Source organism: Acinetobacter sp. Ac_3412 (assembly GCF_013072675.1).
In the GTDB taxonomy this organism is placed as follows: domain Bacteria; phylum Pseudomonadota; class Gammaproteobacteria; order Pseudomonadales; family Moraxellaceae; genus Acinetobacter; species Acinetobacter higginsii.
Genome location: NZ_LXUJ01000002.1, coordinates 1 through 24793, shown reverse-complemented (window position 1 = coordinate 24793; position 24793 = coordinate 1). Strand labels below are relative to the sequence as shown.

Annotated in this window: 21 protein-coding genes; 11 read left to right on the top strand and 10 right to left on the bottom strand. The window is 41.7% G+C overall.

Translation table 11 applies throughout. From position 1 onward, the window contains the following. The first annotated feature begins 62 nt into the window (after positions 1-62). Positions 63-1250, top strand: coding sequence for a PilT/PilU family type 4a pilus ATPase (locus A7P54_RS01745; RefSeq protein WP_171548476.1), 1188 nt, complete (start codon positions 63-65; stop codon positions 1248-1250). A 58-nt stretch (positions 1251-1308) separates the two neighbouring features. Here A7P54_RS01745 and mnmE read toward each other — a convergent pair whose 3' ends face one another. From mnmE to rpmH, 5 genes are all read right to left on the bottom strand, one after another. Beyond that, on the bottom strand, positions 1309-2664 hold the full coding sequence (mnmE, locus tag A7P54_RS01740) for a tRNA uridine-5-carboxymethylaminomethyl(34) synthesis GTPase MnmE (RefSeq protein ID WP_005186269.1): 1356 nt from the start codon (positions 2662-2664) through the stop codon (positions 1309-1311). A 114-nt stretch (positions 2665-2778) separates the two neighbouring features. Next, a complete protein-coding gene (gene yidC / locus A7P54_RS01735; RefSeq protein WP_004803334.1) occupies positions 2779-4539 on the bottom strand; it encodes a membrane protein insertase YidC in 1761 nt (586 codons plus the stop codon). 2 nt (positions 4540-4541) lie between these two features. Then, complete coding sequence (yidD, locus tag A7P54_RS01730) at positions 4542-4865, bottom strand: membrane protein insertion efficiency factor YidD (RefSeq protein WP_004803336.1); 324 nt, start codon at positions 4863-4865, stop codon at positions 4542-4544. A gap of 9 nt (positions 4866-4874) precedes the next feature. Further along, the gene (gene rnpA / locus A7P54_RS01725) at positions 4875-5270 is read right to left on the bottom strand and encodes a ribonuclease P protein component (protein ID WP_004656857.1); all 396 of its coding nucleotides are present in this window, start codon (positions 5268-5270) and stop codon (positions 4875-4877) included. A 27-nt stretch (positions 5271-5297) separates the two neighbouring features. After that, positions 5298-5432: a 50S ribosomal protein L34 gene (rpmH, locus tag A7P54_RS01720; protein WP_000831329.1), complete on the bottom strand. Its 135-nt coding sequence runs from the start codon at positions 5430-5432 to the stop codon at positions 5298-5300. Between the two features lie 670 nt (positions 5433-6102). Between rpmH and dnaA the strand changes: the two genes are divergently transcribed. From dnaA to gyrB, 4 genes are all read left to right on the top strand, one after another. Further along, positions 6103-7500 (top strand): chromosomal replication initiator protein DnaA, encoded by a 1398-nt coding sequence (gene dnaA / locus A7P54_RS01715; RefSeq protein WP_004803339.1) that lies wholly within the window; start codon positions 6103-6105, stop codon positions 7498-7500. Between the two features lie 90 nt (positions 7501-7590). Continuing rightward, positions 7591-8739 (top strand): DNA polymerase III subunit beta, encoded by a 1149-nt coding sequence (gene dnaN / locus A7P54_RS18885; RefSeq protein WP_005201768.1) that lies wholly within the window; start codon positions 7591-7593, stop codon positions 8737-8739. Positions 8740-8762: 23 nt separating this feature from the next. After that, entirely contained in the window at positions 8763-9845 is a 1083-nt protein-coding gene (recF, locus tag A7P54_RS01700) for a DNA replication/repair protein RecF (protein ID WP_005201766.1), read from the top strand. A gap of 46 nt (positions 9846-9891) precedes the next feature. Next, a complete protein-coding gene (gene gyrB / locus A7P54_RS01695; RefSeq protein ID WP_171548474.1) occupies positions 9892-12360 on the top strand; it encodes a DNA topoisomerase (ATP-hydrolyzing) subunit B in 2469 nt (822 codons plus the stop codon). A gap of 33 nt (positions 12361-12393) precedes the next feature. On the opposite strand, the gene A7P54_RS01690 is transcribed toward gyrB, so the two are convergent. The 4 genes from A7P54_RS01690 to A7P54_RS01675 all read right to left on the bottom strand — a co-directional run bounded on the left by A7P54_RS01690 (position 12394) and on the right by A7P54_RS01675 (position 16783). Continuing rightward, positions 12394-12570, bottom strand: coding sequence for a hypothetical protein (locus A7P54_RS01690; RefSeq protein WP_171548473.1), 177 nt, complete (start codon positions 12568-12570; stop codon positions 12394-12396). Then, positions 12554-13711, bottom strand: a complete 1158-nt coding sequence (locus A7P54_RS01685; protein WP_171548472.1) for a PepSY-associated TM helix domain-containing protein — start codon at positions 13709-13711, stop codon at positions 12554-12556. Before A7P54_RS01685 ends, A7P54_RS01690 begins: the two co-directional genes overlap by 17 nt. A 243-nt stretch (positions 13712-13954) precedes the next feature. Then, positions 13955-14512: a VTT domain-containing protein gene (locus A7P54_RS01680; RefSeq protein ID WP_004803355.1), complete on the bottom strand. Its 558-nt coding sequence runs from the start codon at positions 14510-14512 to the stop codon at positions 13955-13957. A gap of 342 nt (positions 14513-14854) precedes the next feature. After that, positions 14855-16783, bottom strand: coding sequence for an ATP-binding cassette domain-containing protein (locus A7P54_RS01675; RefSeq protein WP_171548471.1), 1929 nt, complete (start codon positions 16781-16783; stop codon positions 14855-14857). Between the two features lie 212 nt (positions 16784-16995). Between A7P54_RS01675 and A7P54_RS01670 the strand changes: the two genes are divergently transcribed. The 5 genes from A7P54_RS01670 (at position 16996) to erpA (ending at position 22177) form a co-directional block, all read left to right on the top strand. Then, positions 16996-18003, top strand: a complete 1008-nt coding sequence (locus tag A7P54_RS01670; protein ID WP_033134279.1) for a putative solute-binding protein — start codon at positions 16996-16998, stop codon at positions 18001-18003. 197 nt (positions 18004-18200) lie between these two features. Next, positions 18201-19202, top strand: a complete 1002-nt coding sequence (locus A7P54_RS01665) for a putative solute-binding protein (RefSeq protein ID WP_004803362.1) — start codon at positions 18201-18203, stop codon at positions 19200-19202. Positions 19203-19418: 216 nt separating this feature from the next. Continuing rightward, entirely contained in the window at positions 19419-20426 is a 1008-nt protein-coding gene (locus tag A7P54_RS01660) for a putative solute-binding protein (RefSeq protein WP_171548470.1), read from the top strand. A gap of 289 nt (positions 20427-20715) precedes the next feature. Next, the gene (locus A7P54_RS01655; protein ID WP_171548469.1) at positions 20716-21720 is read left to right on the top strand and encodes a putative solute-binding protein; all 1005 of its coding nucleotides are present in this window, start codon (positions 20716-20718) and stop codon (positions 21718-21720) included. A 121-nt stretch (positions 21721-21841) separates the two neighbouring features. Next, on the top strand, positions 21842-22177 hold the full coding sequence (gene erpA, locus A7P54_RS01650; RefSeq protein WP_005186235.1) for an iron-sulfur cluster insertion protein ErpA: 336 nt from the start codon (positions 21842-21844) through the stop codon (positions 22175-22177). Positions 22178-22228: 51 nt separating this feature from the next. Here erpA and A7P54_RS01645 read toward each other — a convergent pair whose 3' ends face one another. After that, a complete protein-coding gene (locus tag A7P54_RS01645) occupies positions 22229-23362 on the bottom strand; it encodes an anhydro-N-acetylmuramic acid kinase (protein WP_171548468.1) in 1134 nt (377 codons plus the stop codon). Positions 23363-23423: 61 nt separating this feature from the next. Here A7P54_RS01645 and tyrS point away from each other — a divergent pair, with 61 nt between their 5' ends. Continuing rightward, complete coding sequence (gene tyrS, locus A7P54_RS01640) at positions 23424-24656, top strand: tyrosine--tRNA ligase (protein WP_016543200.1); 1233 nt, start codon at positions 23424-23426, stop codon at positions 24654-24656. Positions 24657-24793: the final 137 nt, after the last annotated feature.

Genomic DNA, 24793 nt, shown 5'->3' with positions numbered 1-24793 from the left:
GGATGATTGTCATCGTATTACAGCAATGAACTTTGCTTCATTGTAAAAATTTAGGTAGCTCAATGTATAACGCGGAACTATTAGAAGAAGCCAAAACCTTTATGTTTCATATGCTTAGCAAAGTAGTGGAATATGGGGGATCCGATTTATTTATCACCGCTGATTTTCCACCGAGCATTAAATTGCAAGGCCTGATGCGTCCATTGGGGCAACAGGCACTCACCGCAGATAAAACCAAGCTATTTGCCTATAGTTTGATGAATGAAAAACAGCGCCAAGAATTTGAAACAGAATGGGAATGTAATTTCGCAATCAATGTGCCCAATGTTTCCCGTTTCCGTGTCAATGTGTTTAAACAACAGCTGCAAATTGGTATGGTGATTCGTACCATTACCTCAGAAATTCCAACCTTTCAAAAGCTGAAACTGCCAGAATCTTTGAAAAATGTGATTATGGAAAAGCGTGGTCTGGTGTTGGTTGTTGGGGGGACCGGTTCAGGTAAATCCACCTCTTTGGCTGCCATGATTGACCATCGTAATGAAAACTCAGCGGGACATATCATTACCGTTGAAGACCCAGTGGAATACGTGCATAAACACAAAAAATCGATGATTACCCATCGTGAAGTGGGGGTTGATTGTCATTCATGGCAGCATGCCTTGAAAAACACACTACGTCAGGCACCTGATGTGATTCTGATTGGTGAAATCCGTGATACTGAAACCATGGAACATGCAATTGCCTTTGCGGAAACAGGTCATCTTTGCTTAGGTACCCTACACGCCAATAATGCCAACCAAGCACTGGATCGAATTATTAACTTTTTCCCAGAAGAACGTCGCAATCAGTTGCTGATGGATCTATCATCCAACATGAAAGGGATTATTTCGCAACGTCTGGTTCGTACCCAAGATGGCAAAGGTCGTCGTGCTGCAATTGAAATTTTATTGAATACCCCATTGATTGCCGACAACATTCTCAAAGGGCAATTCCATGCACTGAAAGAGATTATGAGCAAATCGCGTGAGCTGGGGATGCAAACCTTCGACCAAGCCTTATTTGAGCTGTATAACGAAGGCGCGATTAGCTATGATGAAGCCTTACGCAATGCCGATTCAGTCAATGAATTGCGTTTACAGATCAAGCTGAAAAGTACTCGCCAAGAAGGCGCACCCGTTGCAATGATGACTGTGTTAAATGTGGTACAAGAAGAAAAGCCTGAAGAAGAGCAACAAACTGAAGATCAGTGATAGAAAAAATGGCTTGGATTGCAACACAACCCAAGCCATTAATGTTTGATTTAATTCATTATTTACCAATACAGAACGAACCAAAAATCTTACCAAGTAAGTCATCGGCACTGAAATCACCTGTGATTTCACCCAGTGCATTTTGTGCTAGACGCAATGATTCAGCCACCAGTTCACCTGCATTAAACACAACGAGTTGCTCACGTGCTTCTGCAAGATAGCGCTGAGTACGCTTCATTGCGTCTAAATGGCGTGTTCTGGCAATAAAGGTATCTTCTTCAGGCTGAAAGCCAGCATGCGCTGTAATCGCATCTATGAGCGCTTGAACCCCCATATCTTGTTTTGCAGAAACGCTGATATGACGAAAGCCCTGATAATCGCTTAACGTGGCATCTTGACCCGTTAAATCGCATTTATTGCCAATCAATAGTAAACGTTTTGGCTCTAAATGCTCTGCAAAATATTCATGCGCCAATTGCAAAGGTTCATCACCCTGATTTAAGTCATAAACCAACAGCAATAAATCTGCCTGCTCGATTTCCTTAATCGCACGACGAATCCCTTCTTGCTCAACGATATCTCCAGTTTCACGTAAACCTGCAGTATCAGTTAGGGTAATCGGCAAGCCATTTAAACTGATCTTTTCATGTAGTACATCACGAGTAGTACCTGCAATATCAGTCACAATGGCACGCTCATGGCCTGCGAGCGCGTTCAACAGGCTGGATTTACCTGCATTTGGCTTACCAGCAATCACCACCTGTAAACCTTCACGTAATAACTGGCCTTGCCGCGCAGACTGCTGTACCGCTTGAACCGAGTCTTGTACATCGTCCAACAAGGCCAAAATCTTTCCGTCAGCCAAGAAGTCAATTTCTTCTTCTGGGAAATCAATCGCGGCTTCAACATGCAAACGTAAGTGAATCAGCTTTTCTAAAACCGTATTAATTTTGGTTGAAAAAGCACCTTGTAAAGAACGAACCGCCGAACGTGCTGCCGCCTGTGATGTCGCATCAATCAAATCGGCAATTGCTTCTGCTTGCACCAGATCCATTTTGCCATTTTCAAAGGCACGCATGGAAAACTCACCCGCCTTTGCAGCAGTTGCGCCCAAATCCAGTAAACGTGCTAACAGGGCATTTTGAATGACTGGACCGCCATGCCCCTGTAACTCCACCACATCTTCCCCAGTAAAGGAGTGCGGGTTCGGAAAGCACAATACAATGCCTTCATCCATCACCGAGCCATCGGCATCACAAAACTGGCGGAAACCTGCCATGCGTGCCGCAGGGAGCTTTTTCTGGGTCAGTTGCTCTGCTATGGCATAAGCTTTCGGTCCAGAGAGTCGAATCACCCCCACACCACCACGACCTAATGGGGTAGCAATCGCAGCAATTGTGGTTTGATGTTGCATGTTAAATTCACCTAAAAAACGCAAGGGTTGTTGGGTTCAACCGCTAAATACAGACAAAGAAAAATCCGCCCAAGATTACCATCTTAAGCGGATTTATTCAGTAAAAGTTCGAACTTAAGCGCTCGGCTCAACCTTGTTGAGACGGTCTTTTTCGACACCTTTGTTAATAAACCATTGTTGCAAAATGGTAATACTGTTGTTGACGATCCAGTAAAGCACTAAGCCCGCAGGGAAGAACAACATGAATACCGTAAACATGATTGGCATGATACGGAACACTTTTGCCTGCATTGGATCAGTCGGTTGTGGGTTCAACATTTGCTGAACGAACATGGTCACACCCATGATCAACGGCAAGATAAACCATGGATCCATCGCAGATAAATCTTGAATCCAGCCTAACCACGGTGCATGACGGAGTTCAACTGATTCCATCAATACCCAATACAAGGCTAAGAAAATCGGCATTTGTAATAGCAACGGTAAGCAACCAGACAATGGGTTGACTTGTTCACGCTTGTATAATGCCATCATTTCTTGCGAGAAACGCATGCGGTCTTCACCAAATTCTTCTTTCATGCGTTGCATTTCTGGTGCAATCACACGCATTTTCGCCATCGAACGATAACTTTTTGAAGAAAGTGGCCATAAAATCAACTTCACCAAGATCGTCAATAAGATAATTGACCAGCCCCAGTTACCAATAATGTTATGGAAGAATTGCAAACCCAAGAACAATAATTTCGCAATTGGCCATAACCAACCGTAATCAACAGTTTGGTTTAAACCAGCAGCTAAGTCTTTGAGTTCAGATTGGATTTTTGGACCTGAATACAGTTTAGCATCCACTTCCATTGATGTACCTGCAGGTACATTAATCACTGGAGAAGTGAAGCCCATGATATTCATGCCGTCCGTAGACTGACGTGACTCTAATTTTGCATTATATGGCTGACCATCGGCCTGAGTGAGTTTTAAGTTCCCAGGAATCCATGCGCTCACAAAATAATGCTGAACCATGGCAACCCAGCCGCCTTTGGCTTCAACATTTAATTTTTCGTCATTAAAGTTGGTAAATTTTAACTTGTTATAATGCGCATCTGGTGTACCCCAAGCGCCACCAAGATAAGTACCCAGGGTGAAAATACCTTGTGAAGACTTACCTGGGTCATCCGAATTATCACGCTTTAATTGACCAAACATTTGACCTTGCCAGCTTTGCTGACTGCGGTTAATGACTTGATGTTTAACGGTAATTGGGTAATCGCCTTGCGTGAAGGTGAACGATTTGATCACTTCCACACCTTCAGGTGTTTTAAATACCAACGGCACAGTCAACACTTGCTGTGTTTTACCATCTTTCGACGCAACGCTTTTCGCATCTGCCAACGTGTATGCTGTTTTTTCAACATCATACATTGGACGACCGCCACGGCTGCTATCTGGTCCATTTAAACCAATTAAACCAGATTGAGCGACGTAAGTACGTTTCGCATCGCTTTCCAGCATGACAAACGGTTTGTCGCTGTCTTTGCTTTCATCATGGCTTAACAATTCAATACGGACGATATCACCACCTTTAGGATTGATCCACAGGTGATAAAGATCAGTTTGTACTGAAATCAGTTGCTGACTCACAGATGTATTATGTTCTGTGGCTTGTGATGCAGTCACATTTGCTTGTGGCAAGTCTGAAGCCGCTGTTGCATTTTGAGCATTTGGCAAATCTGCAGATACTTCATGTGCAGTCACAGCAGCCGCTTGTTGTTGCGGTGCTGGTGCAGCATGACCATAATCTTTTTGCCAAGCCAAAATAAGCAAATATGCGGTAACAAACATGGCTCCAAGAATTGCAAATCTGGCCCATTGTTGCATATCTATAATCCCAAATGGTTAGAGAGATTTTGCTTGAATAAACGATCACGAAAGGGTACAGCAACGTGATGCATTTGAGAATCTATTTGATGAAACGAAATAAAACGAAGTGCTTTACGAGGCACAGGATCATAGCCTGACCCACCCCAAGGATGACAACGGCAAATTCGCTTAGTCGATAACCATACACCTTTGACCGCGCCATGTGTCTGCAAGGCTTCGATTGCATATTGCGAACAAGTGGGAATATAGCGACAACGAGGACCCAATAATGGACTAATTGCGATTTGGTAACATCTTATCAACCAATGCAGTAAACGTACCATTGGAGATCTCTAATTTTGGAGGGATGTCACAACGACTTTGGAATGCTTCTTTGCTAAGCGTTGTAATTTTTGCCAAGCAAAATCTAATTGTTGATGTAATTCTTGATTTGCGATTGCTTCTATACCTACTTTAGGCATCACCACAATATCGATATCAGCATTAAATTGCGCTTGATGTAAACGAAAGCTCTCCCGAGCAAGACGTTTTATTCGATTTCGTTCATGTGCACGACGCACCTTTTTTTTAGCAACGACAATACCCAAACGGCTTTTCGGCTGTTCGGTTAATTTTGCTAAAAAAAGGAAATGGGGCTGATGCACTTTAAAAAGCGCACCATCAAATACACTTTTATAATCAGCGGCACAACGAATACGAGATTCAGTGCCGAAACTGTAAAGTGTCATCACCCAAGTCTGGTCAGCTTAACAGTATTAAACAGTTAAGCTATGACGACCTTTTGCACGACGACGAGCTAAAACTTGACGACCTGCTTTAGTAGCCATACGAGCGCGGAAACCATGAACGCGTTTACGCTTTAATTCAGATGGTTGGAAAGTACGTTTCATTTCGAAACTCCAAAATGATCTTTCTATAAAGGTCCGCGATTTTATTGCGCAATGTTTACGCTGTCAATGAAAAATCAAAAACTTTACATTTTCTTTGTTCTGTTTTGAAGCAATAAAACTGCTCGAAGTTATATGCTTTTATTGAAAACAAAAAATATACACAAGCTATCTATTTAAATAATATCAGTATTCGTCTATATTCACAGCTTACAAACAAGCTTATCAACAATCCATCTTCTGATTTAAATTTAATTCTTGGATTTTGAATTTAAATTTCGATATGCTCAGTTATCCACAATTCGAGTGAACCCTATAAGTAAATTCAAATTTTAAAATTTAAATTTATTCTTATTAGGGCGCATTTATTCTGTGGAAAGTGATGTTTTTTCATGAATAAACATAAAGTTATGCTGTGGATAAGCATGTTTTTATCAATTTTATAGTTTGTGGATAACTTTGAGCTTAAAACTATCCACAGCTTGTGCAAAAAGTTATGCACATATGGTTTTGAATTTAAATTTATAAACGAATGCTGTCTTTTTCAGCAAAAGTCCCATAAATTGTCCTGACAGATGTGGATAACTTGGTTAGAATGGCGACCCCTTTGAAAGATGAGGGGGTGACGGTTTTTTATTTTTGAATTTAAAAAATGGATATATAGGGGATGCACATGCTCTGGACAGACTGCTTAACTCGCTTGCGACAAGAGCTATCTGATAACGTCTTTGCGATGTGGATTCGTCCTTTGGTTGCTGAAGAGGTTGATGGTGTGATGCGTTTATACGCACCGAACCCCTATTGGACGCGTTATATTCAAGATAACCATTTAGAACTGATCTCTATTCTTGCGGAACAATTGTCGGAAGGCCGAGTTCGTCAGGTTGAAATTCTGGTTGATTCACGTCCTGGGACAATTTTGTCTTCTAATGAGCAACCTGCAACCACAACAGCAGCGTTGAGTAGTGCACCTGTTGCTGTTCCAACAAAAGTAAAAAAAGAATCTGACTTGGTTCAACCCAGTCAAAATGTCACTAAAATACCGAAGAAAAGACAACTCAATCCATTATTTACCTTCTCTTTGTTTGTTGAAGGCCGTTCTAACCAAATGGCTGCTGAAACCTGCCGTAAAGTTTTAACGCAGTTAGGGGCTTCGCAACACAACCCTTTATTTTTGTATGGCCCAACAGGTCTGGGTAAAACCCATTTAATGCAGGCCGTGGGCAATGCGCTGTTACAAGCCAAGCCAAATGCACGTGTGATGTATATGACTTCGGAAAGTTTCGTACAGGACTTTGTCAGTTCATTACAAAAAGGTAAGGTTGAAGAGTTTAAGAAAAATTGTCGTTCTTTAGATTTATTGTTGGTGGATGATATTCATTTGCTCGCAGGAAAAGAAGCCAGTCTTGTTGAATTCTTCTATACATTCAATGCTTTATTGGATGAATCTAAACAAATTATTCTAACCTCAGATCGTTATCCAAAAGAATTGACTGAACTTGATCCACGTTTAGTTTCTCGCTTTTCATGGGGTTTATCTGTGGGGGTTGAACCACCAGATATCGAAACCCGTATCGAGATTTTGCTGAAAAAAGCTGAAAATAGTGGTGTTGATTTACCAAGAAACTGTGCTTTGTTTATTGCACAACAAGTGGTTGCCAATGTGCGAGAGCTTGAAGGTGCTCTGAATAAAGTGGTCGCGATTTCACGTTTCAAAGGTACTGTCATTGACCTAGATGTCGTACGCGAGTCGTTAAAAGATGTTTTGGCGATTCGTGCACGTACCATTAGCGTGGAAAATATCCAGCGGGTGGTGAGTGAATACTTCCGAATTCCATTAAAAGAGTTGATTGGTCCAAAACGTACCCGTATTTATGCACGCCCACGTCAATTGGCCATGGGTTTGGCACGTGAATTAACTGGGGATAGTTTCCCGGAAATTGGCATGGCTTTTGGTGGTCGTGACCACAGTACCGTGATGCATGCCTGTGAAAAAGTGGTCAGCTTGCGTGAAGAAGACCCTATTTTTAATGAAGACTATAAAAATTTACTGCGCTTGTTACAAAGTTAATCTATTTTTCAGAGTTGCAAACTATTTTTAAGTGCAGCATAGTACACTGCTAACATTCATATCGGCTTCTGTTGTAAGAGGAATAAAATCGTGCGTTTGAAAATCGCTAAAGAAAGTTTAGTCAATGTTTTATCCCATGTGGTGGGGGCTGTTGAACGCCGTCATACCTTGAATATTCTTTCAAACGTTAAAATTCAAACCACACAACAAGCTTTAACCATTACAGGTTCTGACTTGGAAGTTGAATTGGTTGCCAGCACTACGTTAGCAGAAGGTGCTTGCTTGGAAGCGGGTGAAACCACGGTTCCTGCGCGTAAACTGGTCGAAATTTGTAAATCTCTTCCGACAGCAGCCTTGATTGACCTGCAAATTACTGAAGATCAACGTTGTATTTTAAAATCGGGCAATAGCCGTTTCGTTTTGGGTACACTTCCTGCGGAAGATTATCCATTGTTAACTACTGAAAATAGTCAGGGTACACAAGTTCAGGTCACGCAGCGCGAATTGAAGCGTTTATTTGAAAAAACGGCCTTTGCTATGGCTGTACAAGATGTCCGTTTTTACCTGACCGGTACTTTGTTGGAAATTGATCAAAATCAATTGCGTACAGTAACCACTGATGGACATCGTTTAGCCTTGTGTGAGGTGTTGGCTTCTTCAACAGCGGCAGCGCCGATGCAGGCCATTGTTCCGCGTAAAGCCGTAGGTGAATTACAACGTTTACTGAGTCTTGAAGATGAGCAATTGACCTTATTGATTGGGCGTGAATTGTTGAACGTCACCATTAATACGCCAAGCCGTGATAAAGAGCAGGGTGATATTACCGTTCGTTTCACGACGAAGTTAATTGATGGGAAGTTCCCGGATTATCGCCGTGTCATTCCAAAAAATGGTGATAAGCATGTGTTTATTGCACATGATGTGTTTAAACAGTCGTTGCAGCGTGTTGCTATTTTAAGTAATGAAAAACTTCGTGGTGTTTTCTTGAATTTTAATCAAGATTCATTGCAGTTGCGTGCCAATAACCCAGAACAGGATGAAGCGGTAGAAGATATTGCAATTCAATATCAAGATGCCCCTCTAGAAATGTCATTTAATGCACAATATATTCTTGAAGTGTTGGGTGTACTGGATGGTGATGATGTGAAAATGAGCATGAGTGAAGCCAATCAATCGGTGCTTGTTCAAGATCCAGCGCATCCTGATCAAACCTATGTCGTGATGCCAATGCGAGTTTAATGGCGAGATTTGAGTTTTAAAGCATGCAAATCACGCGTTTAAATATCGAACGTGTACGTAATTTAAAGACGGTTGCACTCCATGAGTTGCAACCGTTTAATATTTTTTACGGCGCAAATGGTTCTGGAAAAACTTCAGTTCTCGAGTCCATACATTTACTGGCAACAGGTCGTTCATTTCGTACCCATATTCCAAAACATTACATCCAATATGATGCAGGGGATGCAATTGTATTTGCACAATCTGCCAGTGAGCGTATTGGTATGCAAAAGTTGGCTTCGGGCGAACAGGTGATTAAGGTCAATGGCGATACTATTGCGACTCAAGGTCAACTGGCAAAATTATTGCCTTTACAGCATATCGATCCACAGAGTACCGATATTATTGACCATGGTGCAAAGCCTCGACGGCAGTTATTAGATTGGTTAATGTTCCACGTGGAACCTGAGTTTTATTTTGCATGGCAATATTATTCTCGGGCACTCAAACAACGCAATAGTTTGCTCAAGACACGGCGTAATCTGACTTTGGCTGATTTAGAGCCTTGGAATAAAATGCTCAGTGATTATGGTGAAATGCTGCATTCACAACGGGTCAGTATTGTTGAGCAATGGAACCAATTTTTCCATGAAGATTTAAAGCAACTTCTACCCAATCTTGAAATTGAACTGGAATACAATCCCGGCTTTCATACTGAACAAGGTTTATTGCAGGACTTGGTTCAGCAGCATCAAAAAGACCTCGATCGACGTTATACCGAGTACGGTCCGCATCGCGCTGATTTACGTTTAAAAACGCCGTTTGGCAATGCCGATGATGTGCTCTCTCGCGGGCAAAAAAAGTTGTTAATCATGGCATTAAAACTGTCACAAATTGCAATGCTACATGCGAGTAATAAGGAAACTGTGGTATTATTAGATGATCTGACAGCAGAGTTAGATGAGACTGCACAACAACGTTTAATTGAGCGATTGAGTCAGTTGGGAAGTCAAGTTTTTATGACCACCTTAGACCATGCGTCGGTATTAAAACACTTACAGGATTTGTCGATTTCTTTTCAATTATTCCACGTTGTTCACGGTCAAGTCAGTCTTGCTGCGCCATAATTTTATTTTTCATCTTTCAATAGATCAATATTACTAGGGAGTAACCATGAGTTCAGAGTCTCAATCAGTCTCTCAAACAGAACAAACAAATGAAAAGGCTTATGATTCCTCTAGTATTAAAGTATTACGTGGATTAGATGCGGTTCGTAAACGTCCTGGCATGTATATCGGTGACACCGATGATGGGACAGGTCTACACCATATGGTGTTTGAGGTGGTGGATAATGCCATCGATGAAGCTTTAGCAGGACACTGTGACGAGATTATCGTGACGATTCATGAAGATGAATCGGTGAGTGTCTCGGATAATGGTCGTGGAATTCCAACCGATATTCACCCAGAAGAAGGGGTGTCGGCGGCAGAGGTGATTCTGACGATTCTGCATGCAGGTGGTAAATTCGATGACAACAGTTATAAGGTGTCGGGTGGTTTACACGGTGTAGGTGTCTCAGTTGTAAATGCCTTATCTAAAAAATTGCATTTGACCATTCACCGTGCTGGCCAAATCCATGAACAAGAATACGCGCATGGCGATCCGCAATATTCATTAAAAGTTGTAGGTGAAACCGATACATCGGGTACAACGGTTCGTTTCTGGCCGAGTGAACTCACCTTTAGCCAAACCATTTTTAATGTCGATATTTTGGCTCGCCGTTTAAGAGAACTGTCTTTTCTAAACGCAGGCGTGCGAATTGTATTGCGTGATGAGCGTGTAAACTTCGAACATGTTTATGATTATGAAGGTGGTTTATCCGAGTTCGTTAAATACATTAACGAAGGTAAAACCCATTTAAATGAGATTTTCCATTTCACCGCTGATACGGATAGTGGTATTGCCGTTGAAGTTGCATTGCAATGGAATGAAAGTTACCAAGAAAACGTTCGTTGCTTTACCAATAATATTCCACAAAAAGATGGTGGTACACACCTTGCAGGTTTCCGTGCTGCGTTAACTCGTGGTTTAAACCAGTATCTTGAAAGTGAAAATATTCTTAAGAAAGAAAAAGTTGCTGTCACAGGTGATGATGCGCGTGAAGGCTTAACTGCAATTATTTCAGTGAAAGTGCCAGATCCAAAATTCTCATCACAAACCAAAGAAAAATTGGTGTCGAGTGAAGTGAAACCTGCAGTAGAGCAGGCAATGAACAAAGAGTTTTCAGCTTATTTGCTGGAAAATCCACAAGCCGCAAAATCGATTGCAGGCAAGATTATTGATGCAGCACGTGCGCGTGACGCAGCACGTAAAGCACGTGAAATGACCCGTCGTAAGAGTGCTCTAGACATCGCCGGTTTACCGGGTAAATTGGCAGACTGTCAGGAAAAAGATCCTGCATTGTCTGAACTGTATCTGGTCGAGGGTGACTCTGCGGGCGGTAGTGCCAAACAAGGTCGTAATCGTAAAATGCAGGCAATTTTACCGTTGAAAGGTAAAATTCTAAACGTGGAACGTGCGCGCTTTGACAAAATGATTTCAAGCCAAGAAGTCGGTACTTTAATTACCGCTTTGGGCTGTGGTATTGGTCGGGAAGAATATAATCCAGACAAATTACGTTATCACAAAATCATCATCATGACCGATGCGGACGTGGATGGTTCACATATTCGTACTTTGTTATTGACCTTCTTCTTCCGTCAAATGCCAGAATTGGTTGAGCGTGGCTATATCTATATTGCACAGCCGCCATTGTATAAGTTGAAGAAAGGTAAGCATGAGCAGTACATGAAAGACAATGATGCACTGGAAACCTTCTTGATTTCCAATGCGATTGATGAACTTGCATTACATGTTAGCGCTGAGGCACCTGCGATTAATGGGGCTGCATTAGCCAGTGTTATTGCCGACTATCAAGTGTCACAAAAAAGCTTACAACGCCTGACTCAACGTTATCCTGCAAGTTTGTTAGATGGTTTACTTGAGCTTGATGCATTTAAAACAGATCACAACCATGAACGCGACTATGTTGAAACATGGGCTGAGCAATTACGTGTTGCAATTGAAAAATTACAACCAAGCCTACGTCCCGAGATTACATTAGAAGCGTTTGAGCGTGAAAATGCGCAGGGCGAGAAATCAGCACATTATTGGCCACGCGTCACCGTCTACGTGCATAACTTACCGCATTCGTATCTATTAGATGCAGGTCTGTTAAATTCTGCTGAGTACGCACGTTTACTGAAGAACTCGAAGAGCTGGTTCAAGTTGCTGGAAGATGGGGCTTATCTGCAAAAAGGTGATCGCCGTATTCAGGTCACGAGCTTCCATCAAGTATGGCAGCACATTTTACAAGACTCACGTCGCGGTATGATGATCCAACGTTATAAAGGTTTGGGTGAGATGAACGCTGAGCAGCTTTGGGAAACCACGATGGATCCTGAAAACCGTAATATGTTGCAAGTGACTATTGATGATGCGATTGAAGCAGATCGTATGTTCTCTTGCTTAATGGGTGATGATGTAGAACCACGTCGTGCCTTCATTGAAGAAAATGCGTTAAATGCAGATATTGATGCTTAATTAGTTTAGGCATCAATACCCAATAAAAAGAGCTTATCTTTTACCGTGCTGTAAAAGATAAGCTCTCCATCCTGCAACCGATAGAGGGAGTAGGGTAATGATCAAAAAAATAACATCTGCAATACCATCCATCAGCAGCATGCCAACAATTCCTAAAATACTGCATAAAGCCAACAGCCATAACACACTTAACTTATTCCACAGTTGCATTGTTGACTCCTTTTAAGCCTTTTTGTTGGCGTTTTGCCCACCATAACCATGCGCCATTTAAAGTGATAAATAAGGTGAGTAAGGTACATAGACTCCATAAGATCTTGAGGGGCATGCCGCCGTAATTGCCAAAATGCAGCGGTTGTGACAGTAAAATAGCTTTCAGATAGGTGGGTAATTCTTCAACCGTATCCACTTGTCCTGTTTCTGCATTGACCAAGGCGACTTTTAGCATCTTCTCTTTTAAGCCCTCATTGCCTTGCAGTAACACCATATAGTGACCTTGGGTGGCGTATTCTGTTTTTGGGTAGAACACACTGGTGGGGTGCCAATCTGTTTGACCTTTCTGAGCGGCCGCATAGACCTGATCAATGCTTAAATTTGGATGAATCACACGGGCATGCTGATATTTGTCTTGCAGGGCTTTCAGTTCAGTCATTTGCCAAACTCCAATTGCAACCGTACCAAAACCCAGTAGAAATCCAGTTAAGGTCACTACCAAGGCCCAACCGAGGATTGCAGAGCCAATTAAATTATGTAGGTCGAGCTGTAATAGTCGCTGACCCTTTCTAAAACGAAGAATGCCCAAAAAGAATTTTTTCACATAGGGGGCATAGATCACCAAGCCAGAAACCAAAGATAAGAACACTAACAAAGCAATCAGTGCCCCAATCAATTGTCCAATAAAACCTAGAAACCAGTTGGCATGCAGTTCCAGTAAGAAGCCAGTCAAAGTATCTCGTTCATTTGGTCGATCAATCAGCGTTGCAGAACCAATATCTGCAAACAGCCAACGTGCTTGTTCAAAGCTTTGTTCAGGTTTCGCCATCCCGATAAGGAGTACACCAGGATGATGCTCGGGGTCATAGCCTGTACTGAGAATCTGCTCGGTAGGGTAGGTTCTCTGTGCGGTCGCGATTGAGTCGGCTAGCGGTCGTTGCTGTTGTAAAGAAGAATGTTGAGCCGTAGGCTCTACACCAAGTGCATGATCAATCTCTTCATGGAAAATCAGAATGACCCCAGTGATGGATAAAATCGCAAAGGGCACCACAATCACCAAACTGACCCAGCGATGAATCCATAAGTTAATGCGAAACCAGCGCGAGTTGGTTTTTTTAATGGCAGTTGCTGTTTGCTTCATAACTGATTTTCCAATGAGGCTGAGAACATTGGCTTCCTTAAGATTTGTGTTTTTATGAAGTGATTTTATTTTTATTGATAATTATTTTCATTATTATTTACTATTGTTTTTTACGTTCCACGTGAAACCTTACACTGAATAAAATGATTAAAAAAAGGTAGTCGATGAAATCGCCTACCTATCAATGATCTATTTAAGCTTGAAATGAATGAATAATTAGATTGCTGTCAGCAAAAGAGCTTGTTAATTTTCGACAAAGTCACTCACTTGAATCAACGCATGACCAAACAAGTATCCTGCAGTGACGAGTACGCTGATCCACAGTAATGCACCCAAGATGTTATAAATAACGAAATGGCTATAGTTCATGTTGCTTGAACCTGCTGCTAAGGGCGCAAATGAACGGGCAAAAGGAATAAAACGAGCCAATAGGATGGTTTTCCCCCCGTGCTTTAAGAAAAACACATTGGTTTTTTGCAAATATTCTTGCTTAATAAAGCGTGATTTAACATTGAAAATACGATCGCCAAAATGACGGCCAATATGGTAATTCACCATATAGCCCAGTGCTGCTGCAAAGAACAGTAAGCTGATCATATAACCAAGATGCATGATTTCAACCACAGAGCATAATGCACCAACAGTGAGTAACAGACTGTCTCCGGGTAAGAAGAACATAAAAACAAAAGCGGTTTCTGAAAAAATAATCAGAAAAAGGATAAAATAAATCCATAAGCCATATTCTTGAACCAAGACCGGTAGAATATGTTCAAAATTAAAAATAAAATCTAAAGAATTCATTCAGTTTGTATGATCCAAAATAGAGTACTCACCAAATTAAAGTACAAAAAATGTGAAATGAATTTAACCCTCAGGATTCATTCGTCACTTATAAATTTACAACAGTGGCAGCTGAGTATATCGAGCCTGAGCCTAAAGCTCAATTTTCTCAGAAAATTCCAATTTTTACCTTATCTTAAATTCTCGACAAATTCATGACATTTTTCATGCTATTCATAGTGTTTTTAAGTATCCAAAGCATCTTTTAGGGCCATAAATGGGATGCTTCTGTTTAAATAAATGACCTTAAACGTTGTGATTCATACACACTCAAACAGAGCTGTGTATGAATCAGCTGGCAGCTTAATCTGCAAAAGAGCTTTCCAGCTCTTCAAGTTCCATCATCAACTCTAAAAGCTGTTCTTCATGCTGTTCTAATTTCGCTTTGAGCTCATTTTGCTCATTCATCAGCTTGATCAAATCATTTTTGCGGTCGGCCTCATACAAGGCACTATCCGCTAAAGCATGTTCAATCTCAGCTAAGCGTGGTTGAACCTTTTCAATTTGAGCTTCGACTTTTTCGATGTTTTTACGAATTGGACGCGTCATTTCACGGCGACGAGCTGCTTCTTTACGTTGCGCTTCCTTATCTACTTTTACGGCAGGGGCTTGGCTGGTTGTACTTTGCTGTTGTGATGCATTTTGTGCATTGATCTGTTGTTGGCGCGCTTCACGTAACCACTTGGCGTAGTCTTGTAGATCACCTGCAAATTCTGTGCATTGACCTGCATGCACTAATAACAAGTCATCACAGACACTGGCAATCAATTGGCGTTCGTGTGATACCAGCACCACCGCACCATCAAAGTCCTGTAGCGCCATGGTCAACGCCAGACGCATATCCAAGTCTAAATGGTTGGTTGGTTCGTCCAGAATCAAGACATTGGGACGTTGCCATACGATCAGTGCCAGCGCCAGACGTGCACGTTCACCACCAGAGAAGCTCTCACATGGCGTATCCATACGCTCGCCACTAAAGCCAAAACTACCTAAAAAGGCACGTAGAGCAGCTTCACTGATGTGCTTGTCGGCAATACGTGCCAATTGCAGCATTGGGCTGGCATGAGCATCCAAAGCATCCATTTGATGCTGAGCAAAGTACCCAATATTGAGCAGTTCAGAGGCTTTACGTTCCCCTGCGAGCAGTGGTAAATCACCGACAAGAGTCTTGATTAAGGTTGATTTACCTGCACCATTCATCCCGAGTAAACCAATACGTGAACTTGGGGTGATTTGCAGACGAATTTTTTCAGCAATGATTTTATCGCCGTAACCAATTGTAGCGGCATCCAAGCTCAGTAGAGGTGAACTCATTTTGGTTGGTTCACGGAAGCTAAAGGTAAATGGGGTATCAACATGTGCAGGTGCCAATTGTTGCATACGCTCAAGCTGTTTAATTCGACTTTGTGCTTGGCGGGCTTTGGTGGCTTTGGCTTTAAAGCGGTCAATAAATTTTTGTAGATGCGCACGCGTTTCTTGCTGCTTTTCAAAGGCTTGTTGTTGTTGCGCTAAGCGTTCACTACGGGTCGTTTCAAAGGTTGAATAGTTACCAGTATATAAAGTTAATTCTTGATTTTCGATATGCAGAATATGATCGGTAATGGCATCGAGGAAATCACGATCATGTGAAATCAAGACCAATGTGCCTTCATAAGCTTTGAGCCAGTCTTCTAACCACAAGATCGCATCCAAGTCCAAATGGTTAGTCGGTTCATCCAGTAATAGCAGGTCTGAACGGCTCATAAGGGTACGCGCCAAGTTCAAACGCATGCGCCACCCGCCCGAGAAGCTGGCGACATTTAATTTTAATTGATGATCGAGAAAGCCCAGACCTGCCATCAATTGTGCTGCTTTGGCAGGCGCTGCATAACCATGGATCTCATCGAAACGGCCATGCAGTCGAGCTAAATCATCATTACTGAGTTGATCTGGATGCGCTAATTTTTCTTGAATGTCCCAATATTCTTCGTCACCAGATAAAACAAAATCAATTGCTGGCATTTCCAAGGCTTTAATTTCTTGCGCCATATGCGCCACAGTCCAGACCGCGGGGCGGGTCAGATTGCCCTCATCTGCAACCAAGTCTCCTAAGAATGCAGCGAATAGAGTCGATTTACCTGCACCATTCACGCCTGTAAGACCAATTTTCCAGCCTGGATGAAGCTGCATTGAAGCTTTTTGGAATAAAACTCGCCCACCACGGCGTAATGAAACTTGGTCAAATTGGATCATGAGCATGCAAAATAGCGAATAGATAGCTGCATTTTAAGGTGATCGCCCATGAATGCAAATTTTTATATTTAAGATCAAGTTGTTCGAATTGAGCTGATCAACCAATGATAAAATAGAGTAAAAGCTCTATTTTTGTGACGCGAATCAGATTATTATTTAAATTATATGAAAAATAAGCAACAAGATTAAAAGTAGCAGCATAGGATTTAAGGATGAACAAGGGAATTCTTGCATTGGGGGCAATGCTGGTGTTGGGGAGCTATACAGAAACACATGCAGCGACCAAAATTTGTGTTTTTGATTTGTTGGGGAAATCAGGAGAAGCCTATAAGGCCATGGAAGAGTGGGCCTTGGCTGCTAAAGCATGGCGTGGTGATACCTTTCTGATCAGCTATCAGAATGAAGCGCTGGCAGAAAATGACTTTGAACAAGGCAAATGCGATGGCGTCTATATGACTTCGATGCGTGCGCGCCGTTATAACAAATTTGCAGGTTCGATTGATGCCATTGGGGCGGTGCCAAGCTATGCAATTGCACAGAAAGCGATTAGCTTTGCTTTGGACAAGCGTAATCAACGCCGTCTGCTCAGTACCGTTGATAATGAAAATTATGAAGTTGCAGGAATTTCGCAAATTGGCTTGGCCTATATCTTTGTCAAAGATAAGAAGATGAATACCATTGAGCAAATCAAAGGGAAAAAATTTGCAGTACTTGGCTATGATGAAGCACAAAAGATTGTGGTCAAAAGCTTAGGTGGACAAGCGGTACTTGCGGATATCTCTGATATTGCCAAAAAGTTTAATACTGGTCAGGCCGATATTATGGCAGCACCTGCCTATGCCTATAAGCCTTTAGAATTATCAAAGGGGTTGGGAAATGAGGGGGCAATTATTACGTTCCCAGCGGTGAATATGACCATGGACTTGATCATCCGTCCTGAAAAATTCTCCAGTAATTTTGGACAGAACTCTCGGGCATGGTTTCTGAGCCGTCTGAATACCAATTTCGCACTGATCCAGCGTCTTGAATCAGAATTGCCAGCCAAATACAAAATCAATCTCAGTAACGAGGATAAAACCCGTTATCAGCAAATCTTGCGTGAAGCACGTATGGGATTGACCAAGCGTGGCATTTACGATGCCAGCATGATGAGTGTACTGAAACGCGCGCGCTGTACGGTAGATCGAACCAATTTTGAATGTAGCTTGGGCGGTGAGTAAATCGGGATTACAGGGCATGTTTTCTTGTTGACTCGTGCCTAGCCATCTCGGGATTTGATTCTGTGATGCAGATGGGGAAAACAGATGAAAACCCGACATATGTATATAAAAGCGCTATTCTTTTGGTCAAAATCTGACTATATTGAATAAGCGCTGATGGAAAATTGTGCAAAAATAGCAAAGTAAGGGAAAACAAGATGAAAAAAGGACTTTGGGCATTGAGTGCTACAGCTCTATTTGTCATGAGCACTCCTGTACAGGCAAAACAACAAATTTGTGTTTTTGATTTATTGGGTAAGGCTGGGGAGTCTTATAAACTGATTGAGGAATGGAAGCTGGCTTCTAAAACATGGCAGGGCGATGTTGAACTGATTCCTTATCAAGACGAAGAAAAAGCGGAAAAAGATTTTGATGCAGGCAAATGTGATGGGGTCTATATGACTTCGATGCGTGCCCGTAAATATAATAAATTTGCAGGTTCAGTTGATGCAGTTGGGGCCGTGACCAGCAACGCCATTGCGCAAAAGGCGATTACCTATGTACTGGATAAACGTAATCAGCATCGTTTAACGGCAACGATGAACGGCGAGAAATTTGAAGTTGCGGGTATTATTCAAGTTGGGTTGGCTTATATTTTTGTACGTGACAAAAAGATCGACACCATTGAAAAAGCCAAAGGCAAAAAATTCGCTTATTTACATTACGATCAAGCACAAAAGGCCATTGTTGAAAGTATCGATCTGGTTGCTGTGCCATCGGATATTTCTGATTTTGTGAAAAAATTTAATAGTGGGCAAGTGGATGTGATTGCCGCACCTGCTTATGCGTATAAGCCTTTAGAAATCAGTAAAGGCTTGGTCAATGGTGCATTGTTTAATTTCCCTGTGGTGAATATTACCGGTGACCTGATTATTCGTCCTGCGCAATTCCCAAGTGGTTTTGGTCCACAATCTCGACAGTGGTTCGTGAATAAACTGCCGAGTAACTTTGCCATGGTGCAGCGTTTAGAAGCGGGAATGAATGCCAAAAAGATTACTTTGACCAATGAAGATAAAACCCGTTACCAAAAAATGTTACGGGATGGACGCATGAATTTAACCAAGCAAGGCGTATATGATGCGAGTATGATGAATGTGCTGAAGCGTGCCCGTTGTACGGTTGAACGGACCAACTTTGAGTGTACTTTGAGTGGTGAATAAAAAAGGAGAATAACTGAATAGATCTAAATCTATACATAAAATTAGGTATATATAACAAAATTGCCTATGAAAATAATAGAAATAGATAAAAGAGGGTAAAAAGTAAACAATCTAGTCATAAAAATAGAGTATAAGCTCTATTTTTTTTCAAAAAACATGATTAATATTTGCTTCGAACAAGGAGACAAACATAAAGTTTGTGAAAGGATGAAAAATATGAAAAAAATTGCACTTGCTCTTGCAGCAACTTCGATCTTTGGTGTGTCTGCTTCTACTCAAGCAGCAATAGATGTGTGTGTATTCGACTTATTAGGAAAGTCAGGTGAATCATACAAAATGATGCAAGACTGGGCACTCGCAGCGAAAGGCTGGGGCGCTGATGTCAACTTACTTGCAATCACGGATGAACAGGTTGCAGACAATAACTTTAAAGCGGGCAAATGTGCTGCTGTTGCGATGACAGCAATGCGTGCTCGTCCATATAACAAATTTGCAGGTTCAGTCGATTCATTGGGCGGTGCACCGAGCAATGAAGTTGCACAACGTGCGATTACTTATGTATTGGATGCACGTAATGCAGCCAAAATGACCACCAATTTAGGTGGTAACAAGTATGAAATCGGTGGTATTGCGCCATTAGGCGCTGCTTACATTTTCGTACGTGACAAGAGCATTAACTCAATTGAAAAAGCAGCGGGTAAAAAATTCGCGGTATTGGGTTATGACGATGCACAAAAAATCATGGTTCAACGTGTAGGTGCGCAAGCGGTACTTTCTGATATTTCTAACTTTGCTGCTAAATTTAATAACGGCCAAGTCGATATGGTCGGTGCACCTGCTTATGCTTACAAACCATTAGAATTAAGCAAAGGCTTAGGTTCAAATGGTGCAATGTTTAACTTCCCAGTACTTCAAGTGACTGCGGATCTTGTTCTTCGTCCAGAGAAATTCCCTGCTGGCTTTGGTCAAAAATCTCGTGATTACTTTGTGAAGCAACTTCCAAAAGCATTCGCTATGATCAAACGTTATGAAGCTGAAATTCCAGCCAAATACAAAATGAACTTGAGTGCCGAAGACAACTTGAAATATCAAAAATTATTACGTGATGGTCGTATGGACCTGACTAAACGTGGTATTTACGATGCAGGCATGATGTCTGTATTGAAGAAAGCACGTTGTTCAGTAGACAAAGCAAACTTTGAATGTGCATTACCGGGTGAATAATCCTGAATCGCCATAATCAAGACTTAAAGCCTAGATTTATCTAGGCTTTTTTGTTTTTTTGCAGATGTCATTTAAGCCATTGTATTGATTGGCAAAGCTGGTAATTATATTAAAATATAAAAACCAAATCGAATCTGGAAGATTTAAAAGATGTTTCAATCAGGATGATTAAACATGACTGTATTAAAACATTGATTCATTGGTAAACCGTATTTAAAGCTATACCGCCAGTCTTTTGATGTTGGATGGGATGCAACAACAATCAGCATAGATGCAAAGGAAAAATAAGATGCAATGGTTTAAAACACTATTACTTGCGACAGGGATTGCAGCTGTATCCGCAGGTGCTCAGGCAAAACAAACAATTTGTGTATTTGATATCGTGGGCAAAAGTGGCGATGTTTATGCATTAATGAAGGATTATCAACTCGCTGCAAAAACTTGGGGCGCTGATATTGAGCTTAAAGTTGGAACCAATGAAGCGGTCATTGCAGAAGACTTTAAAGCAGGAAAATGTGATGGCGTGAGTATCACAGGAATGCGTGGTCGTCAGTTTAACCAATTTACTGGTTCATTGGATGCAATTGGGGCGATTACCGATCTTAAATTGGCCGTTAAAGTGATGCAGGGTTTAGCCAGCCCGACTTTTGCCAAAGCGATGGTGAATGGCAAATATGAGGTGGTTGGTGTTATTCCTGTGGGTGATGCCTATTTGCTTGTGAATGACCGTAATATCAATACGGTTGCTAAAGCTGCAGGTAAGAAAATCGCCGTTTTAGATTATGACGAAGCCCAAAAAATTATGGCGTCACAAGTCGGTGCACAAGCGGTCAGTTCAGATATCACCAACTTTGGTGCGAAGTTTAACAATGGTCAGGTGGATATTATTGGGGCACCAGCGGCAGCGTTCAAACCTTTAGAACTGTATAAGGGCTTGGGAACCAAAGGGGCGATTGTGAATTACCCAATTTTACAAGTCACTGGTAATTTAATCATTCATCCGGATAAATTCCCAGCTGGTTTTGGTCAAAAGTCAAGAGAATGGGTCAAAGCACAATTACCACGCGCATTTACCATTCTTGGAAAAATGAAAGCAGACATTCCACAAAAATATTGGATGGAAGTTCCAGCTTCTGACAAACCAGGCTATCAAAAATTAATGCGTGAAGCGCGTATTAATCTGACCGCTAAAGGAATCTATGACAAGCGCATGATGAAATTGTTATGGCAATTCCGTTGCCGTGAAGATGCCAAAAACTTTGAATGCGGTTTACAGGATGAGAACTACAAATAATCGTATAAAAAGTCTTTAACAGCACTTTAAACTTCAAATACAGACCCGATATTGAGTATGCTATACTGAATATCAGGTCTTTTATTTATTAAAGACGAAGTGAAGTCGAGGAAAGTCCATCATGAACGCCCAAGCTCTAGAATTGTCAGATAATGCTGCCAAAAAAGTTCGCCAACTACGCGAAAGTGAAGGCAATAACGACCTTATGTTACGTGTTTATGTAACGGGTGGTGGTTGTTCAGGATTCTCTTATGGCTTTAATTTCGCTGAAAGCGTCAATGAAGATGATGCTGAGTTCATGAATGGTGATGTAAAAATGTTGGTGGATTCTTTAAGCTACCAGTATTTAATCGGCTCAGTTGTTGATTATCTTGAAGGACTTGAAGGTTCACGCTTTGTCATTCAGAACCCGAATGCGACCACAACTTGTGGTTGTGGTTCATCATTCTCAATTTAAAAGCTTCTAGATATATAAAAAAAGCTTCTCCAATTGAGAAGCTTTTTTGTTTTATACCGTGGTGATGGTACCGAGAATACGATCTCCAGCTGCACCCGTCACCGCAGGTAAATTACCACTGAGCTGCTCTACAAAACGCATGGCTAACCACGCAAAAGCGGTCGCTTCTACCCATGTCGGGGCTAAATCAAGTGCATCCGTGGTTTGTACCGACCAATTGTGCTTACGTAAGCGCCAGCGGAGTTGCTCAAGTAAATGTGAATTATAAGCACCGCCACCACAGACATAGATTTCCCCCGTTGGCATGGTTTCTTTGCTACGGTAAATCGCTTTTTTAATCGCACGTGTGGTGAGCTTCATTAAAGTAGATTGAATATTTTCTGGCGTATCTTCCAATTCATCATATTCCAGATCATTACGCCAATCACTGAGTTGCTCATCTAGCCACTCTAAATTAAAGTCTTCGCGACCAGTGCTCTTCGGGGGTTCTTTGGCAAAGAATTCATGATTCTGTAGGCGTTCCAATAACGAACGGATGGGATTGCCATAGGCAGCCCAATCACCATTTTCATCATAAGGATGCCCTGTGTGGCGATGACACCAAGCATCCATCAAAATGTTGGCAGGACCAGTATCAAAACCATAAACGCCGTCTAGGTTATTTGCAGGCAGCATACTGACATTGGCAATGCCACCTAAATTTAAAATCACGCGGTGAATGCTGTCATGTTGAAACAGCGCTTGATGGAAAGCAGGTACTAAAGGCGCGCCTTGACCACCAGCGGCCATGTCACGACGACGGAAATCCGACACTACAGGCAGTTGCGTGATTTCTGTGATGATATTGGGGTCACCAATTTGTAAGGTAAAACCATGCTCAGGACGATGGCGAATGGTCTGCCCATGTGAACCGATGGCTTTAATTTGAGTGCGATCTAAATTATTCTTTTCAATCAGTTCATTAATGCCATGCCCAATCATTTGCGCTAAAGCAACATCAGCTTTACCCATACGATCAATTTCATTGTCATCAGGCAGTGTCAATGCCATCAACTCATCGCGTAATTCAAGTTCAAAAGGCACAGTCAGCGTGGCATGCAGCGTTAAAGGGTCGAATGAAGTTGCAACAATATCAACACCATCCATGCTCGTGCCTGTCATTACACCAATATAGATCGCGCTCATATACAACTTATCCTGCAAGATGCTGAAAAAATGTTAGTATATCGCACAAATTGAATAACTGATGTGTTTAGGTTTTGTGATGTCAAATTTCTTGCCAGCCGAAGAACAGCTTGCTCTCATTCAACGAGGCACGCACGAGATTATCTCTGAAGAAGATTTACTGAAAAAACTGAAAGAGAATCGTCCACTCCGTGTAAAAGCAGGCTTTGACCCAACGGCTCCTGATTTACACTTAGGACATACGGTTCTAATTAATAAATTAAAAACCTTCCAAGATTTGGGACATGAGGTTACTTTCTTGATTGGTGACTATACGGCCATGATTGGTGACCCGTCTGGGAAAAGCGCAACACGTCCGCCGTTGTCTCGTGAGCAAGTTGAAGCCAACGCGAAAACCTATCAAGAACAAGTTTTTAAAATCTTAGATCCAAATAAAACCAAAGTTCGTTTTAACTCGGAATGGTTTAATCAAAGAACAGCAGCTGATTTAATTCAATTGGCGAGCCAGCAAACCGTATCACGTATGTTAGAACGTGATGACTTTACTAAGCGCTATAACAACCATCAACCGATTGCAATTCATGAGTTCTTGTATCCATTGGTACAAGGCTATGACTCGATTGCACTTGAGGCAGATGTCGAGTTAGGTGGTACAGACCAGACCTTTAACTTGTTAATGGGTCGTACTCTACAAGGTCGTTATGGTCAAGAATCACAAGTGTGTATTACTGTGCCGATTCTTGAAGGTTTAGATGGCGTGAATAAGATGTCTAAATCTTTAGGTAACTATATTGGTGTATTTGACACTCCCGGTGCGATGTACCAAAAAATCCTGTCGATGCCAGATAGCTTGATTGAACGTTATTTTGATTTACTGAGCTTCAAGTCACTTGATGAAATCAAAGTACTGCTTGATGAAATGGCAGCAGGTCGTAACCCACAGGAAATCAAACGTATCTTGGCGCTTGAGTTGGTTGAACGTTTCCATGATGCAGAAGCAGCGGAAAATGCACATAAGAGTGCAGGTAACCGTGTAACTGAAGGCGAAGTACCAGAAGATACCCCAGAAGTGACCATTTCTCGTGGCGAGTTTGGTGGTGAGTTATTTATTGCAACCATTCTTCGTGTTGCAGGCTTAAACCCGAATGCAGCAGCAGCGAAAGACGCCGTGGGTCGTGGTGCAGTAAAAGTTGACTGGAATGTGGTCGATATGAGCTACTCTGTAAAAGAGAATGTCACTTTAATCATCCAATCGGGTAAAAAAGCCATTGCACGAGTGACTTTCACTGACTAAATCGAAATGAAAATAATAAAAAGCAGGCCATGAGCCTGCTTTTTATACGTAAATAGCTGATAAAAACAACGAAAACACTGGTTTTGTAGAAAAAAGAAACATGCGAAAGAAAATAATAAAAAAGGGGGTTGTGTCTG